The sequence below is a fragment of the Enterococcus sp. AZ035 genome (assembly GCF_050548325.1).
GTDB lineage: Bacteria > Bacillota > Bacilli > Lactobacillales > Enterococcaceae > Enterococcus > Enterococcus faecalis.
This window is the reverse complement of record NZ_CP172958.1, coordinates 2,557,578-2,574,034: the sequence shown is the minus strand read 5'-3', so window position 1 is coordinate 2,574,034 and position 16,457 is coordinate 2,557,578. Positions and strand designations below refer to the sequence as shown.

The window sequence follows — 16,457 nt, the reverse complement described above, 5'->3', positions numbered from 1 at the left end:
ATGGGGAAAATTCAAGAACTATCCGAACAACTAGCCAACCAGATTGCTGCTGGTGAAGTTGTTGAACGTCCCGCTTCTGTCGTCAAAGAATTGGTGGAAAATGCACTGGATGCAGGAAGCACTCAAATTGATATTTTTATTGAAGAAGCTGGCTTAAAAACCATTCAAATTATTGATAATGGTGAAGGAATTGCCAAAGAAGATGTACTGAATGCCTTCAAGCGCCATGCCACAAGCAAAATTCATACAAGAGATGATTTGTTCCGAATTCGCAGCTTGGGGTTCCGAGGCGAAGCCTTACCAAGTATTGCCTCAGTTTCTGAAATGATTGTCGAAACTGCCACAGCTGAGGAAGAAGAAGGCAGCTATGTGATTCTAAAAGGGGGCAAGGTCGAAGAAAACCGACCAGCAGCCCTCCGTAAAGGCACAAAAATGACCGTTTCTAATTTATTTTATAATACGCCCGCTCGTTTGAAATACGTCAAAACGATCCAAACGGAATTGGCCAATATCGGTGACATTGTCAATCGTCTGGCGTTAAGCCACCCTAAAGTTGCTTTTCGCTTAGTTCATGATGGCCACAAAATGATGAGTACAACAGGCAATGGTGATTTAAAACAAACGATTGCGGGGATTTATGGCATTAGCACCGCAAAGAAAATGTTGAAAATTGAAGGAAAAGACCTTGATTTTACTTTGACAGGGTATGTCTCATTGCCAGAAGTCACACGGGCCAGCCGCAACTATTTATCAACGATTATCAATGGTCGCTATATTAAAAATTTCGCGTTAAATAAAGCAATTGTAGCCGGCTATGGTTCGAAACTAATGGTGGGGCGTTTTCCAATTGCTGTGTTAGAAATTGAAATGGATCCGCTGTTAGTCGATGTCAATGTCCATCCTACTAAGCAAGAAGTTCGTTTAAGTAAAGAAAAAGATTTAATGGCATTAATTGAACAGGCGATTCAAGAAGTGTTGAGCCAAGAACAGTTGATTCCCAATGCGGCAGACAATTTGCGTTTTAAAAAGAAACTACCGCCAGAACCTAAAGCCGAACAAATGGAAATTCCTTTATCGACTGAACAACCTGCGGTAAAACAACGACCGGGCAGCTTAAGCTATAATCCCGCAACAGGCCGCTTCTATGCGGAACATGCGACAGACGAAACACCAGCCTCAAGCGCCCCTGAAGCTGTCAACCAGACAGAAAGAGCAGTGGACCCAATGGACGATCCATTTGCGCCGCCAGTGCCAGAATCAACGAGTGTAGCGGAAGAAACGTCAGCTTACGAAACCTCTTCGGCAGCTGCTGATTCCGCAAATCATTGGGAAACAGCTAGTAATGAGCAACAGGTAATAGCCGAAGAAACGAAAATAACTGAAGTGCCTGATTCAGAACCTTCTCTGCGTTCATCAGAGGCTGCTGACGAGGTTTTCCAAGAAGAAATGAAACTTCACCCAGAATTCGATGCCAATAGCGCTGCGAGTCAAAGAGAACTGAAACAAGCCCTGAACAAGTTGGAAGAAGAACGACCGACAGAGCGTTTTCCTGAGCTAGAATACTTCGGTCAAATGCACGGAACTTATTTATTCGCACAAAGCAAAGATGGCCTGTTTATTATCGACCAACACGCTGCCCAAGAACGAATTAAATACGAGTACTTCCGTGAAAAAATTGGCGAAGTCAGTGATGATTTACAAGAACTATTGGTACCAATCGTTATTGATTATCCAAATAGCGATGCCTTGAAAATTAAAGAGCAGAAAGAAACCCTTGCGGAAGTTGGCATCCATTTGGAAGACTTTGGACAAAATAGTTTCATTGTGCGGGCGCACCCAACTTGGTATCCTGCAGGCGAAGAGGAAAGCATTGTTCGCGAGATGATTGACATGTTGCTAACAACTGGCTCGGTCAGCGTGAAAAAATTCCGTGAAGCAACTGCCATTATGATGAGCTGTAAGCGATCCATCAAAGCCAATCATTACCTCAATGAGCAACAAGCACGCGTGCTATTAAAAGATTTAGCCTTGTGCGAAAATCCGTTTAATTGTCCGCATGGACGTCCGGTGCTGATTCATTTTACGAATTCAGATATGGAACGAATGTTTAAACGCATTCAAGACCCCCATTAAAAAGAAACGAGGCGTCATCAATTTATGCAAATTATTTTAGCATCCCAATCTCCTCGCCGTCAGGAGTTATTAAAGCGTGTGGTTCCAACTTTTACGATTGCACCAGCCGACATCGATGAAACTGTTGGCAAAGACGGCTTACCAGCAGAATATGTGGCGCAAATGGCTGCCCAAAAAGCAGCGGCTATAGCAGAGCAATCCCCCGAAGCACTAGTCATTGGCTGCGATACAATTGTGGCATTGGCGGGAGAGATCCTCGGCAAACCCACTTCTCGGGAAGACGGTTATCGCATGTTGCGCCTCCTAAGTGGCAAAACACATGACGTGTATACAAGTGTGACGTTGAAACAAGGGGAAAAAGAGCGCTCCGCGACAGTTCATTCAACCGTGACGTTTTATCCACTGACAGACACGGAAATCCATGCTTACTTAGACACCGCAGAATATGCCGACAAAGCAGGCGCTTATGGTATCCAAGGACAAGGAGCATTACTAATTGAAGCAATCGCTGGCGATTATTACGCCATTATGGGCTTACCAATTGCCAAAGTAGCTCGACTGCTAAAAGAATTCAACTAATAAAAGACAGTCCTTTTCATTCGTCAAAAAGAGAAAGGACTGTCTTTTACTATGCAAACTATTAGGTGCCTGTTTGGCAAACGTGGTATCATTGAACCCAATAAATTGAACAGAAGAAAAGGAGTGGACAGAATGACAAAACCAACAGAAGAAGAATTAAAACAAACCTTGACGGATCTTCAATATGCCGTCACACAAGAAAACGCAACAGAACGCCCTTTTTCAGGAGAATATGATGACTTTTACCAAGACGGAATCTATGTAGACATTGTTAGTGGCGAACCGTTGTTTAGCTCCCTGGACAAATACGATGCTGGTTGCGGCTGGCCATCCTTTACCAAACCAATTGAAAAACGTGGCGTCAAAGAAAAAGCTGATTTTAGTCACGGCATGCACCGAGTAGAAGTTCGCAGTCAAGAAGCGGATTCACATTTAGGGCATGTTTTCACTGATGGCCCACTCCAAGAAGGTGGCTTACGTTATTGCATTAATGCGGCAGCTTTGAGATTTGTGCCAGTGGCAGATTTAGAAAAAGAAGGCTATGGCGAGTACCTTTCTTTATTCAAATAATCCTCATTTTTTAGACAAATACGATAAAATAGTTAGAAGAAAGCGACTTTTGATGAATATCTTGTATGAAATACAGAAAATCTCTTGATTTATTTGGCTAGGACTACTATTATTTTAGAAGGAAAGTATTGTTCAGTTTTAACGAATTGGCTGAAATAGAAAGTGGAGGTTCTAATGTCGAAACATTATTTTGATCCAAGATTGAAAATCTTTTCTTTGAACTCTAATCGTCCCTTAGCAGAAAAAATTGCGGATGCTGTGGGTGTGGAGCTAGGAAAGTGCTCTGTAACACAATTTAGTGATGGCGAAATTCAAGTGAATATTGAAGAAAGTATTCGTGGTGCACATGTTTACGTCATTCAATCAACAAGTAGCCCTGTTAACGATAACTTAATGGAACTATTAATCATGATTGATGCGTTAAAACGTGCGAGTGCTAAAACAATTAACGTGGTTATGCCTTATTATGGGTATGCACGTCAAGACCGTAAAGCACGTGCCCGGGAACCAATCACTGCTAAACTTGTTGCAAACATGATTGAAAAAGCTGGTGCAACAAGAATGTTGACATTGGACTTACATGCGGTCCAAATTCAAGGATTCTTTGATATTCCAGTGGATCATTTGATGGGTGCACCATTAATTGCCGATTACTTCATCGAACACGGCATTCAAGGCGATGACGTCGTTGTTGTTTCCCCTGACCATGGTGGTGTAACGCGTGCGCGTAAATTGGCAGAATTCTTAAAAGCACCAATTGCGATCATTGACAAACGTCGTCCAAAAGCGAACGTAGCAGAAGTAATGAATATCATTGGTCATGTGGAAGGCAAAACATGTGTCTTAATTGATGACATGATTGACACAGCGGGGACAATTTCTCTTGCTGCAAACGCATTGAAAGAAGCCGGAGCAAAAGACGTTTACGCTTCTTGTACACATCCCGTTTTATCAGGACCAGCCTTACAACGTATTGAAGATTCAGCAATTGAACGCTTAGTTGTAACAGACTCTATTTACCTATCTGATGATCGTAAAATTGCTAAAATTGACGAAGTCAGCGTTGGTGAATTAATCGGAGATGCGATTAAACGTATCCACGAAAACAAACCAGTTAGTCCGTTATTTGAAACAAAAAATAAATAATTATAAAACCCGCCCACATCATTTTTCTGATGTGGGCGGGTTTTTTGTGTATTATAAATTATTTAATAGCAAATGAATAGCAAGAGGATACGTGAGATTGTTATTACAGAAATAATAGGTAGAGGCTAAAACCCAGCCCATTCCACAATAAAAAAGCATGGAAATTGATGGTAATAGTCCATGGCTAAGACCAAAAAAAAGACCAGAAAAAAATATTTTACATAAGACACTTCGAGAGGTGTTTTTTATAAAAAATAAGTTCATAAAAATGCCACGAGTCAGGAGTTCTTCTATTATAGGTGAAAAGAGTCTAGTATGAAGGGCCATTAAAACAGGTGCTACATTTCGGACTTCATTAATATAATGTTGATTTTCTGGAGTAGGAATGCGTGAGAAAAGTAAATTTAGAATAATAGAAAATAAGAACATGCCAATAGCTAGTAATAGACTTTTAAAGATAGCTTGCTTTTTTTTCTTTACTATTTTTTTATAGAAAACTGACAGCACGATAATAATAATTAAAGATAGTACACTATCAAAGATAATCAAGGCTTTTTCGTTATTTTTTATAGCTATTAAGCTCATTCCGGTTAATGCTTCTATGCTGGGTAGGGCTGTCAAAAAAGTGAACAGGAGATAAAGAAGTGTTTTTTTCTTTGTAGATAATTTTGTTTCGATACTATAACAACCTCCTTTTCTATTTTGTCAGAATGATATGTTTACAAATTGAACTACTAATCAAGGAATAAAAAGGAAATGAAAAAATGATGCTTCCTCTATTGTGAGTTTTATTATAATTAGATAAAATATAGATGTCAAAAAGATTAAAAAGGTTGGAGCTTTAAAAATATTGGAAAGGAGTATACAAATGAAAAAGATAACTGAACGACCAATTGTCAAAATCTTAATTAAGATTTTGATGTTTGCCCTATGTTTTTATGCGGGGATAAAATTCGTTGATTTCATTTTTCCGTTAGTAGGATTTAAACAATAAGCAAAAGAAATGAACGTGGAGACAAGCACAAAGGACCGTGAACTTCGTTGCTAATAGTAAAGTATTGGTCCTTGGAAACTAAAAAGCTGTTAAAAATGACAATAAAAAATAACCGTCAACTTTGACCGAGTACGGTTATTTTTAAATAATTCAAAAAGTCACCGTCTTAAACGGCTCTACATCAGAGAGGTATGTTGAAGCATATCTCTCTTTTCATTTTCATTATAGCGCATTTTCCCGAAAAGTACGAATAAATTTAGCGTTAATCCGTGAAATCCTAAAAGCTGTTAAAGAGGAGAAAAACCTCTGGGCTTTTTCTCTTTGCCTATAGTCTGTTTAGCCCGCTTTTTTGTTAAAATTTATCGTAAACTTCAATTACTGAGGTGCTATTCAGCTCAGACTTACTTATCTTAATTACTTCATGGGATTCAGTTAAAGATTTCGATTGGCTCTTTCGTGGCTGATTTATTAACGATAATAAAGATTGTGGAACGTACTTTTTGTTATTCTCTTTACATGTTAACGCCACAATCATTTTGCCTGAACGAATTGCTTTTTCATACTGTAAATTATAAAATTTTCCTCCATCGCATATTCGTACACCTGGAGAAATAAGCATTTCTAATAGAGGAATTACTTGTAATTTTTGGCCTGTGGTTCCATCATCTTTAGGTTTAATCCCGCGCAGTGAAACTTTATTATTTTTTAAAGCTCTGTAAAATTGAGTAGCCTTAAAACGAAATTTACAGCTCCCTTGTTTATCTATTTGATAATAGTCAACTCCGCATAAATGCATAAAATTCCCAGCTTCAAATTGAACGTTCATTTCTAACAATTTCTTTGTTTTCCGATGTTGATATGTATAAGTGAACATATGATTATTGAAGTTGGTGTCATAAATTAAGAACGCCTTTCTAATTGTGTCAAAATCTTTTTTCTCAATCATTAGTTTCTCCTATAAATAAAGAAGCCAAGCTTAGCTTGCCTTCTTTAAACTTCAAATATAATTCAGGTTTTTCTGTTGCTCACCAACTATTGGCTCTACGTCCAATTCTATATCGAGTTTTTCTGTTGCTCGCCAACTATCGGCTATTACTTCCGATTTCAGTATTGAGTTATTATGATGCCTGATCATCAAGAAACATCTACTTGTTTCTAATAAAAGTCTACCACAGAACCACGTTCAACTCAATCCTTTTTAATCCAATAATGGAGTGTAATGACAATAAAAAATAACCGTCTACTTTGACCGGTACGGTTATTTTTTATAACTAAATTGGTCACCGTCTCAAACGGCTCTACACTAGAGAGGTATGTTGACGCATCTCTCTCTTTTCATCTACATTCTAGCATAGATACAATGTAGATGAAAAGAGGTGCCTGCTGCTAAAGGTTCTTGTCATTCTTTAGCGATTGAGCAGTGCATCAACGCTTAGTTCAGTCATTTCAGAAACTTGCATGTCGGCTCCGATTAAGGGTTGGCTGGCCGACAAGCCGACGGCATAGATGCCCGCGGCTTTCAAGCCGTCAATGCCTGATTGTGCATCTTCAAAGCCAATGGCGTTTTGCGGTAGCACGCCAATACTGTCAGCGGCGGCTAAAAAGATTTCAGGATCAGGTTTGCCTTTACTTAACGAGTCGGGATCGACAATTGTGGCGAAGTACGCGCGCACGCCTAATTTTTCCAAAATCAGGGGCGCGTTTTTTGAAGCCGAAGCCACGGCGCAGGGAATGTGACGTGCTTGGGCTTGCTGTAGCAATGGCACGACACCAGGTAAAACATCTTCTGTTGTTAATTGTTCTAATAATTGAACGTAGTGGTCATTTTTTTGCTGAGCTAAGGCTTCTTTTTCTGCTGGAGTAAACGCATTTTCGCGGTGGCCATGGACTAAAATACGGTCCAAGGAATCCATCCGACTAATGCCTTTTAATGTTTCGTTGAAGGTTTCGTCAATGGGGATACCTAGCGAATCGGCCAACGCTTTCCAAGCTTGATAATGAAATTTGGCGGTGTCAGTAATGACACCATCCAAATCAAAAATAAATCCAATCGTCATTGTGGTTCGCTCCTTTATTGATAATGTACTTCTTTTGGTCGTTCGGCGGTTAACGGAATCAACGCGCCCTGAACCAATAATTGTGTGTCTCTATCTGCTGTAATCGTGACACTGGTTTGTGTTAATGAAAATTGATACGTCACGCCTTGATGAATAAACTGGAAGGCCAGCGCTTGCCAATGTTCAGGTAAGTTTGGACAAATTGATAACTCGTTCTGGCGCGTGTCAACGCCTGCATACGTCGCTAAAGTAACGTGGATCGTCGCAGCCATGACCCCTGTATGAATCCCTTCAGCGGTCGTGCCACCTTGAATGTCACGATAATCGGAATACAACGCTTCTTGATAAAGTTGCCAAGATAGCTCATGGAATTGCGCCATTTCTGCCAATTGGGCATGAACAATTCGTGACAAAGTCGAACCATGAGACGTCCGTTTTAGATAATACAAAAGATTTTTTTCCAAATAATCCGCAGGCAATTGATACCCTAAATCTTCTAAAATTTGATCCACCCGAGTTTTGTCTAAGTTGTAGAACAACATTAACGTGTCGGCTTGTTTCGCCACTTTGTAATCATCGGGAGATTCTCCTTCGGCTTTTAAAATTCGATCCATGCGGTAAATATTGCCGTATTTCTCTTTCATCGCTGTCCAGTCAATCTCTTTTAAGCCGAAATACCCTTCATATTGCGCAATAATACCGTCAGAATTAACTTCAATTTCCAGTGAATTTTGAATTTGCTGCATGCGGGCTAGATCAGCCGAAGAGGTCTGCGTTTTGGCAAAAAGTTGTGCCTGTTCTTCCTCAGAGAAAAGTGCCAAAATGTTGGTTAATTCTTCGAATAGCCAAACCACCATCAAATTCGTATAGGCGTTGTTTTTCAAGCCGCTTTCCGCTTGGTCTGGATAGCCCTCGTGAAACTCATCAGGTCCCATCACTTTATCAATAAAGAACCGTCCTGTTGCGTCATCTAACGTCGCAGCGCTGTTCCAAAATTGAGCGATTTCTAACAACATTTCGCCGCCATATTGTTTCATAAATTCATGATCCTGTGTACTATGCCAATACAACCAAGCATTGTAAGCAATCGCTAGGGACACATGCCGTTGCAGAATACTATGATCTTCGCCCCAATGTCCATTCAACGGATTTAAGTGAAGTTTTTGCGTGGTTTCACGCCCGTCACGTCCTGATTGCCACGGATACATTGCACCACGATACTGGCTGGCCGCCGCATTTTCCTTCGCCTTCTCTAATCGATGGTAGCGATACAGCAACAATTGTTTCGCTGTGTCAGGATAATGTTGAATATAAAAAGGTAAAATAAAAATTTCATCCCAGAAAATATGTCCACGATACGCTTCACCATGCAAGCCTCGGGCGGTAATCGAGACGTCCAATGCTTGCGCTTGGTTACTAAAAGGCGAAGCCGAAGCCAGCAAGTGATAACTGTGAATCCGTAAAAGTTTTTGAGACATCAAATCGCCTGTCACGGTAATGTTGGCTTGTTGCCAAAGGGTTTGCCAAGCGCGGGCGCTTTCCTGAGCGGCGGCCGCAAAAGAGTCCTTCGGCGTAAACGGTACCTGCCAACTTTGTTCGGCGTGGCTGGCTTGCACAAAGACTTGTTTTTCTAGCGTATAGCGCGTTCCTTGGTGCGCCATCACGGTCACCACTTGGGCGATTTTTTCCGCTTCTTCTTGAATCATAATGGCCTCTTTTTCAAAAAAATCACCGGTTATCAAGGCCGTTTCTCGGACGCTTAAGTTGGATTGATTGGTACAAACCTCCATCACGGTTTTGTTTTCCTGCGCACTTAATGCTGTCACCTGAAAATGTTTCGCTGTTAAGTTACGATACCGCGCCACGTTATAGTTGTAGACACTGCCATCCGTGACGGTTTTCAAAGTAATCGGGGCCGAAAAGTTTAACGGCTCAAACGTATATTGCAGATGATAGTCATTCGGCTGCGCCATATTGGCGATTTTTTTCGTCGTTAATTTAATTTGCTGATTGTCCGCATCTTTCAAAATCATTTCTGCGACAAACAACCCCGTTTTCAAGTTCAATTGACGATGTAATTGTTGTAGCGTGTCTGGGGAAATCGTTAACCAGTCAGTGGCATCGCCAATTTTTAAAGCGATGTGTTGGTTATCAGGAGCATTGACGAAATCTTCATTTTCCACTACTTGACCCGCAACTTCCGAAGCCGCTGTATTATAAAGTCCCGCAATGTAGGTCGCTGGATAATGATCATCAGAAATCGTCATCTCAGGTGTCGTGCCGCGCAAGCCTAAAAAGCCATTGCCGACAGTTAACAGGGACTCCACCGCATATTCATTTTTCCCAGGCACGTAGCCATAATAGTCCAAATGCCAAGCCAGATACTGCCGTTTTTCTTCAAATGCTGCCAGCAGATTCGGTGCCGCCGCTTGTTCGGCTGCCGTTAAAAGTGGCGTGTTCAACTGTTCCGCGAATGCTTGAATCACCGCTTGCGGAACCAGCGCCAACGTTTCCTCTGGCGAAAAGAAGTCCGCTGGGAAATCAGCCACAATCCCCCCCAGAATCGGTGCCGCCTCTGCCAAAATCAATTGGCACAGTTCAGGAACCGTTTCTTCGATAGTCAAGGCTTCAAAAGGGAATGTTTTTTGGTGAAGCGGTTCCAATTTATGGTTAAAAAAAGTCGTCGTTAGTTGGTTCGTTGCGAATGTTAATTCTAAAATGGTCATGTTTGGCGCCTCCTTGCAAACTTGTATAGACATGTTGTGTTTGACTACAGTATAGTATGAACGAATCAGAATTACAAGGATTTTCCCTAGATTCTTGGGAAAAGTTTTCCAGAAGGGGGCTGTAACAGACTGCGCTGGGTCCGAAAAAAGGCGGTCAAGCAGTGGTTTGGCTGGGGGAGTCAGTGGCGTAAGCAGGGCAGAAAGTGCGGGGGATTTTTCAGACCAGCTCTAGGTTTTTCGGAGGGAATATGCTATGCTTTTAGAAAAGAAATTGTTGGTAGAGGAGGATCGGCATGAACAAGTTTCATGACATATTTTTAGAATTAGAACAACAAATTGTCCAAGGCGACTATCAGCCAGGCGATTTATTACCTAGTGAAAATCAATTAGTGGAAACTTACAATGTTTCCCGTGAAACAATTCGGAAAGCCTTGAATTTACTGATTAACGCTGGCTACATTCAGAAAAAACAAGGCAAAGGCTCGATTGTGCTCAACTTTAAAAAGTTTAATTTTCCTATTTCAGGGGTGACCAGTTACAAGGAGTTACAACAAACGCAACATATTGAAAGTCATACCCATGTGGTTTCCTTAGAAGAAATTCCTGTGGAGCGCAACTTGGCTCAGTTGACTGGCTGGACGGAAGGGGCCCCTGTGTGGCGCTTAGTTCGGCAACGGGAGATTGAAGGGGAAGTCGATATTTTAGATATTGATTACTTGATTAAAGAGATTGTCCCTGAACTGCCGAAGCACCGTGCCGAAGATTCGATTTTCGATTATCTGGAAAACGACCTTGGCTTGGCGATTAGTTATGCCCAGAAAGAGATTACCGTGGAACCGCTCACAGAGATGGACAAGCAACTGATTGGTGAAGTCGAAGGCAATCATGTCGTCGTGGTCCGTAGTATCATGAACTTGGAAGATACCCGCTGTTTTGGCTATACGGAATCTCGTCACCGCTTAAACAAATTTAAGTTTGTGGAATTCGCTCGTCGCCGTAAATTGTAAGTCTTAGTAACGAACAAATACAAAAACGGCTGTCATTAAATGAAAATTGACGGTTTTTTCGCAAGAACCGCCGGTAAATGTATAAGATTTTAGGAGAAAACGTCAAAAAGTAGAGGTCTAACTCTTACTTTTTGACGTTTTCTCCTTGTTTTTTAAACGAATTTGACGAAAAAATCATTAAATAACATTTGTGAATATCAAAAAGTGCTGAAATTAAAGCTTGAAATCAAGAGAAACGCTTGGTTTTAAAGGAATCATCAATTTTTACGAATGGCTGTTAAATATTTAAAATTACGAAGAGGGCAGATTCTTGTATAATAAGGCTATAGCTTCGGAAGCGCAGAAAAAAGAACCGCGCGCTCTGGAAATTCAGAACAGTTAAAGGAGATGTACATAATATGAAAAAGAAAATGATGGCAAGTTTATTGGTTGGTAGCGCAGTCGTTGGAGCGAGTTTAGCACCCCTTTCGGCACAGGCCGTAACGACAGGGAATACACCAGTAACGGTTGGATTTGAAGGCGGGACGTTAGATAGCGAGGACCCTGCAGTACCTAATACTAATTTTGACTTACTAAGCATACCGAAAACAGTTACATTTAATACCACAAAAATTAGCGATAGCCTACAAAATATTAGCTCTACACAACAATATCTTAGTTATGCAATCGGAGATGTAAGAGGAACGAAAGAAGGTTGGCATGTCACAGCTTCAGCAACTTTGGCTAATGGGAGTGAAGCTTTAGCTGGAAACATTAATTTTAGCCAAAACGGATATTATTCAAAATTTGATGAAACAAAACAAAGCTATGTCTTTTTAAATGATGCTGAAAGTTTAGCTAATTATGAAGCCGATCCAACTACACCTGATTTTTTGGGAACGAATATTCCGTTAAGTGGGGATGCTATTGCAATTGCGACAGCAGGTTCAGGAAAAGGACAAGGCATATGGTATTCGCGTATTCGTACCATGAATCTTGAAGTTACTACACCTTACCAACAAATTAAAGCAGGTGCCTACACAGGCAACATCACATGGAACCTCGTCGCAGGACCATCAATCTAAGCACAAGCAACAAAAGAACAGAGGACGGACCATCAGCGGATAACGGCTATTGGTCTGCCCTCTAATAATCATTCAATCGTAAAGGAGAAGAACACAAATGAAAAAGAAAATGATGGCAAGTTTATTAGTTGGTAGCGCAGTGGTAGGCGCAAGTTTAGCACCTCTTTCAGCACAAGCGGTGACCACTGGGAATACACCAGTCACAGCAACATTTGAAGGCGGCACGTTGCCAGACGGCAACGGCGATGCCAATACCGTTGATCCAGACCCGAATGGCTCAAACAGTAACTTTGATTTACTGTTTATTCCTCGCGAATTTAATTTTGGGAAATTATCAATTTCTGATGATTTAACGAAACCAATTCTTAACCAAAGAGACCCAGAGGCCGTCAACGGCCATACAGAAATGATTGGTGTCGGTGACGTACGCGGCGGCAAAGAAGGCTGGCATTTAACAGCCCAATCTAATGGCCTAAAATTAGGCACTGAAAGCTTACAAGGCAACATTAAAGTGGCGCTGATTACTCAACTTGATTTGGAATACGAGGCAACAAACAATAGCTATGTAGCTCTGACGACAGCCGTCTCTGCGCCAGAAGTCAGACCACAACTGGCTGCTCCGCAAAATTGGACCCTTGATTTAGGCGGGGAAGCCCAATTAATGGCCAACGCAGCAGCTGGTCAAGGCCAAGGATTATGGAAATTTTCACTGTTTAATACGTCTTTAAACATCACAACACCAGCCAACAATATTAAAGCAGGGGCCTACACAGGCAGTATCACATGGAACCTCGTCGCAGGACCATCTGTGTAAGTCCAAACAAAAAAGTCATCCCTTTAGGATGACTTTTTGCTTATTTCTCTGTGACGGTGCTGTCTGTTTTGACAGTTTCAGCAGGCGGTGTTTGCGCCGCTAATAAGTCGCGAATTTCTTTTAAGTAATCTTCGCTCGTTGGTACTACTTCTTCTTCTGCCGCTTCTTCTTTTTTGCCACGGTTTTTCATTTTGTTGGCCGCTTTGACAATCAAGAAGAGGACGAAGGCCGTAATTAAAAATGTAATAAGTGCACTAATCACGCTACCAATATTGAATTCAACGCCTTCGACTTTATAGACAAGGGCACCCAATGCATCGTCGGCGCTCTTTTTCCCAGTCGTCAAGACAAAAATCAGACTAATTAACGGGGTAATCAAGCCTTCCACCACTTGTGTCACAATCGCTGTAAACGCACTACCAATGACAACACCAACGGCTAGGTCTAAGACACTCCCGCGCATGATAAACTCTTTAAATTCTTTAATCATTCTTTTTTCCCTCCTCACTTTAAAAACAGTATACCGAATCTTCTTGAAAATTTGAACTGAAAAACTCTTATCATTCAGAAAGCACCTGAAGCTGTGTTATAATGGAGCTATTGGAAAAAACATTAAAAAATGCTTTAGAATTTACGCGATACATATATTTCACAGCATTCTTTAGGTAAGATGAAGCAAATGAAGGAGCGATGCGGCAATGTCTGTTCAATTAGTTAAAGGCGTGAATTTACACGTCATTCCTACAGAAAAATATAAAACGGTGCGTCTTTTAGTCCGCTTTAATACACGATTAAATCATGAAACCATTACAAAAAGAACGCTGTTGTCCAGTTTGATGGAAACCAACAGCTTGAATTACCCGAATCAAGTCAAGTTAAGTGAGCGTTTGGCGGAACTTTACGGCGCCAGCTTCGGGATTGGCGTTTCCAAAAAAGGCAATCAACATTGGTTTAATATTTCTATGAACATTGTCAATGATCATTATTTACAGGATAGTCAGGTTCTCGCCGAAGCGGTGGACTTTTTGAAGGAAATTATTTTTGCCCCCAATATTCAAGCGGGCCAATTCGAGGCGGAAACCTTCCAACGGGAGAAAGAGAATTTGAAAGCGTACTTGGAAAGTATTGTGGAGGATAAGCAAACCTATGCTTCTTTGGCGCTTCAAAGTGTCTATTTTAATCAATCAGAGGATCAAAAAATCCCTAGTTTCGGGACCGTCGCGGCGTTAGCTGAGGAAACAGCGGCGTCATTAGCAGCGTATTATCAAAAAATGCTGGCGGAAGATCAAGTGGATATTTTTGTCTTAGGCGATGTCAATGAGGCGGAGTTAGTGCCATTATTCAAGCAATTACCGTTTACGCCTCGTGAAGAAGGCAAAGCCGCGATTTTCTACAATCAACCAATTCGCAACGTGATTGAAGAGCGGACCGAGCGTGAGGTGTTAGCCCAATCAAAATTAAACTTGGCTTACAACACGGATATTTATTATGGCGATAGCTATTATTTTGCGTTGCAAGTGTTTAATGGGATTTTTGGCGGTTTCCCGCATTCTAAATTATTTATGAATGTCCGTGAAAAAGAGCATTTAGCGTATTATGCTTCTAGTAGTATCGACACTTTCCGTGGCTTCATGACGGTTCAAACAGGGATCGATGGCAAAAATCGGAATCAGGTCTTGCGTTTGATTTCGACAGAATTGGAAAATATTCGCTTAGGTAAGATTAGCGAATTAGAAATTGAACAAACGAAAGCAATGCTAAAAAATCAGTATATCTTAGCGTTAGATAATGCAGGCGCGTGGCTGGAAAAAGAATACTTGAACCAATTAATGCCGCAGACGATGCTGACGGCGGAGGAATGGATTGCGCGGATTAATGCCGTGACTATTCCAGAAATCCAAGAAGTAGCCAAACGCTTGGAACTTCAAGCGATCTTCTTTTTGGAAGGAGAAACGGAAAATGATTAAAAAAGACTATGCACAAATTAAAGAAACATTGTATACAGAAACACTGGCGAATGGGTTAAAGGTTTACCTATTACCGAAAAATGATTTCCAAAAAACGTATGGCTTGTTTACGACCGATTATGGTTCCATTGACAATACGTTCGTGCCAATTGGTCAAGAGGAAATGATTGAAGTACCTGACGGAATCGCCCACTTTTTAGAACATAAAATGTTTGAAAAAGAAGATGGCGATGTCTTCCAAAAATTTGGGCAACAAGGGGCTTCAGCGAATGCCTTTACCAGTTTTACGAAGACGAGTTATTTGTTTTCAACGACGGATCAAGTGACACAAAATCTAGAAACGTTGCTTGATTTTGTGCAATCGCCGTATTTTACGAAGGAAACGGTCGAAAAAGAAAAAGGCATCATTGGACAAGAAATTCAAATGTATTTAGATGATCCTAACTGGCGCTTGTTCTTTGGCATTTTAGGCAACCTTTATCCGAAACATCCATTGCATATTGATATTGCCGGCACAGTGGCAAGTATTGCGGAGATTACCGCAGAAGATTTGTATACATGCTACAATACGTTTTATCATCCAAGTAATATGACCTTATTCGTGGTAGGGAAAATGGACCCTGAAGCGTTAATGGCCTTCATTCGTGAAAACCAAGCGGCGAAAGAGTTTCCTGCCGCCCAACCTATTCGTCGGCATTTTCCTGAAGAAACAGCTGCTGACATTGTCAAAGAGAGCGCCATTGAAATGGCAGTCACACGGGCAAAAGTGCTTGTTGGCTTGAAAGGCTTAGATGAAGTGCCAACAACGGGTCGTGACTTAATGAAATATCAAGTCACCGTGAACTTGTTGTTACAATTATTGTTTGGTAATACCTCTCAAAACTATTTGGCTCTTTATGATGAAGGCTTGTTAGATGATAGTTTTAGTTATGACTTTAATTTAGATCGCAGTTTCCATTTTGCGGATATTGGCGGCGATAGTGAGCAACCAGAAGTCTTAGCAGAACGAATTGAAGCTATTTTATTATCTGCCACAACAAGTCCAGAATTAACGGAAGAAAATTTGTCCTTATTGAAGAAAAAAATGATTGGTAAATATTTCCAATCCTTAAACTCTTTAGAGTATATCGCCAACCAATTTTCACAATCATTGTTTGGGGAAACCACGCTGTTTGATAAGATTGAAGTCATTGAAAGCATTCAATTAGCCGACGTCCGCCAAGTAGCAGAGACCTTTGTTCGTGAAGAAGGATTGAGCCGTTTCTACATGTATCCTAAAGGAGAAACCGAGCAATAAACCAACTGTTTAAGAAAAAGAAAAATCTTTGAAATCTTTCAATTTTGTTATCCTCAGTTGGCTTCTTTTGTGGTATTCTTAAAGGACGGGAATGTTTTCCTTG

The 16,457-nt window shown here is 41.0% G+C and carries 15 protein-coding genes; 10 read left to right on the top strand and 5 right to left on the bottom strand.

The features are described 5' to 3' along the window. The 4 genes from mutL to IGL32_RS12335 all read left to right on the top strand — a co-directional run bounded on the left by mutL (window position 1) and on the right by IGL32_RS12335 (window position 4,428). Window positions 1–2,133 carry a DNA mismatch repair endonuclease MutL gene (gene mutL, locus IGL32_RS12350; protein ID WP_002378991.1) on the top strand — a complete coding sequence of 711 codons (2,133 nt, stop codon included), beginning with the start codon at window positions 1–3 and terminating at the stop codon, window positions 2,131–2,133. Window positions 2,134–2,157: 24 nt separating this feature from the next. Beyond that, entirely contained in the window at window positions 2,158–2,712 is a 555-nt protein-coding gene (locus IGL32_RS12345) for a Maf family protein (RefSeq protein ID WP_002354869.1), read from the top strand. A 132-nt stretch (window positions 2,713–2,844) separates the two neighbouring features. Then, on the top strand, window positions 2,845–3,282 hold the full coding sequence (gene msrB / locus IGL32_RS12340) for a peptide-methionine (R)-S-oxide reductase MsrB (RefSeq protein WP_002354871.1): 438 nt from the start codon (window positions 2,845–2,847) through the stop codon (window positions 3,280–3,282). Window positions 3,283–3,456: 174 nt separating this feature from the next. Continuing rightward, window positions 3,457–4,428, top strand: coding sequence for a ribose-phosphate diphosphokinase (locus IGL32_RS12335; protein WP_002381060.1), 972 nt, complete (start codon window positions 3,457–3,459; stop codon window positions 4,426–4,428). A 51-nt stretch (window positions 4,429–4,479) separates the two neighbouring features. On the opposite strand, the gene IGL32_RS12330 is transcribed toward IGL32_RS12335, so the two are convergent. After that, the gene (locus IGL32_RS12330; RefSeq protein WP_002385180.1) at window positions 4,480–5,013 is read right to left on the bottom strand and encodes a CPBP family intramembrane glutamic endopeptidase; all 534 of its coding nucleotides are present in this window, start codon (window positions 5,011–5,013) and stop codon (window positions 4,480–4,482) included. A gap of 283 nt (window positions 5,014–5,296) precedes the next feature. On the opposite strand from IGL32_RS12330, the gene IGL32_RS12325 reads away from it, so the two are divergent. Beyond that, window positions 5,297–5,422 carry a hypothetical protein gene (locus tag IGL32_RS12325; protein ID WP_002383214.1) on the top strand — a complete coding sequence of 42 codons (126 nt, stop codon included), beginning with the start codon at window positions 5,297–5,299 and terminating at the stop codon, window positions 5,420–5,422. Between the two features lie 352 nt (window positions 5,423–5,774). On the opposite strand, the gene IGL32_RS12320 is transcribed toward IGL32_RS12325, so the two are convergent. From IGL32_RS12320 to IGL32_RS12310, 3 genes are all read right to left on the bottom strand, one after another. Continuing rightward, a complete protein-coding gene (locus IGL32_RS12320; protein ID WP_002385181.1) occupies window positions 5,775–6,368 on the bottom strand; it encodes a PBECR4 domain-containing protein in 594 nt (197 codons plus the stop codon). 460 nt (window positions 6,369–6,828) lie between these two features. Continuing rightward, window positions 6,829–7,479: a beta-phosphoglucomutase gene (gene pgmB, locus IGL32_RS12315; protein WP_002387394.1), complete on the bottom strand. Its 651-nt coding sequence runs from the start codon at window positions 7,477–7,479 to the stop codon at window positions 6,829–6,831. Window positions 7,480–7,493: 14 nt separating this feature from the next. Further along, window positions 7,494–10,238 (bottom strand): glycoside hydrolase family 65 protein, encoded by a 2,745-nt coding sequence (locus IGL32_RS12310; protein ID WP_156210182.1) that lies wholly within the window; start codon window positions 10,236–10,238, stop codon window positions 7,494–7,496. 260 nt (window positions 10,239–10,498) lie between these two features. On the opposite strand from IGL32_RS12310, the gene treR reads away from it, so the two are divergent. The 3 genes from treR (at window position 10,499) to IGL32_RS12295 (ending at window position 13,090) form a co-directional block, all read left to right on the top strand. Beyond that, on the top strand, window positions 10,499–11,212 hold the full coding sequence (gene treR / locus IGL32_RS12305; protein ID WP_002354877.1) for a trehalose operon repressor: 714 nt from the start codon (window positions 10,499–10,501) through the stop codon (window positions 11,210–11,212). Between the two features lie 398 nt (window positions 11,213–11,610). Continuing rightward, window positions 11,611–12,276, top strand: a complete 666-nt coding sequence (locus tag IGL32_RS12300) for a WxL domain-containing protein (RefSeq protein WP_156210183.1) — start codon at window positions 11,611–11,613, stop codon at window positions 12,274–12,276. A gap of 97 nt (window positions 12,277–12,373) precedes the next feature. Continuing rightward, on the top strand, window positions 12,374–13,090 hold the full coding sequence (locus tag IGL32_RS12295) for a WxL domain-containing protein (protein WP_430600050.1): 717 nt from the start codon (window positions 12,374–12,376) through the stop codon (window positions 13,088–13,090). A 40-nt stretch (window positions 13,091–13,130) separates the two neighbouring features. Here IGL32_RS12295 and mscL read toward each other — a convergent pair whose 3' ends face one another. Beyond that, a complete protein-coding gene (gene mscL / locus IGL32_RS12290; RefSeq protein WP_002359018.1) occupies window positions 13,131–13,580 on the bottom strand; it encodes a large conductance mechanosensitive channel protein MscL in 450 nt (149 codons plus the stop codon). A gap of 208 nt (window positions 13,581–13,788) precedes the next feature. Between mscL and yfmF the strand changes: the two genes are divergently transcribed. Together yfmF and yfmH are read left to right on the top strand one after the other, a co-directional pair. Further along, complete coding sequence (gene yfmF / locus IGL32_RS12285; RefSeq protein ID WP_016622583.1) at window positions 13,789–15,057, top strand: EF-P 5-aminopentanol modification-associated protein YfmF; 1,269 nt, start codon at window positions 13,789–13,791, stop codon at window positions 15,055–15,057. Further along, on the top strand, window positions 15,050–16,354 hold the full coding sequence (gene yfmH, locus IGL32_RS12280; RefSeq protein ID WP_002378981.1) for an EF-P 5-aminopentanol modification-associated protein YfmH: 1,305 nt from the start codon (window positions 15,050–15,052) through the stop codon (window positions 16,352–16,354). The genes yfmF and yfmH overlap by 8 nt, the downstream gene beginning before the upstream one ends. Window positions 16,355–16,457 lie beyond the last annotated feature (103 nt).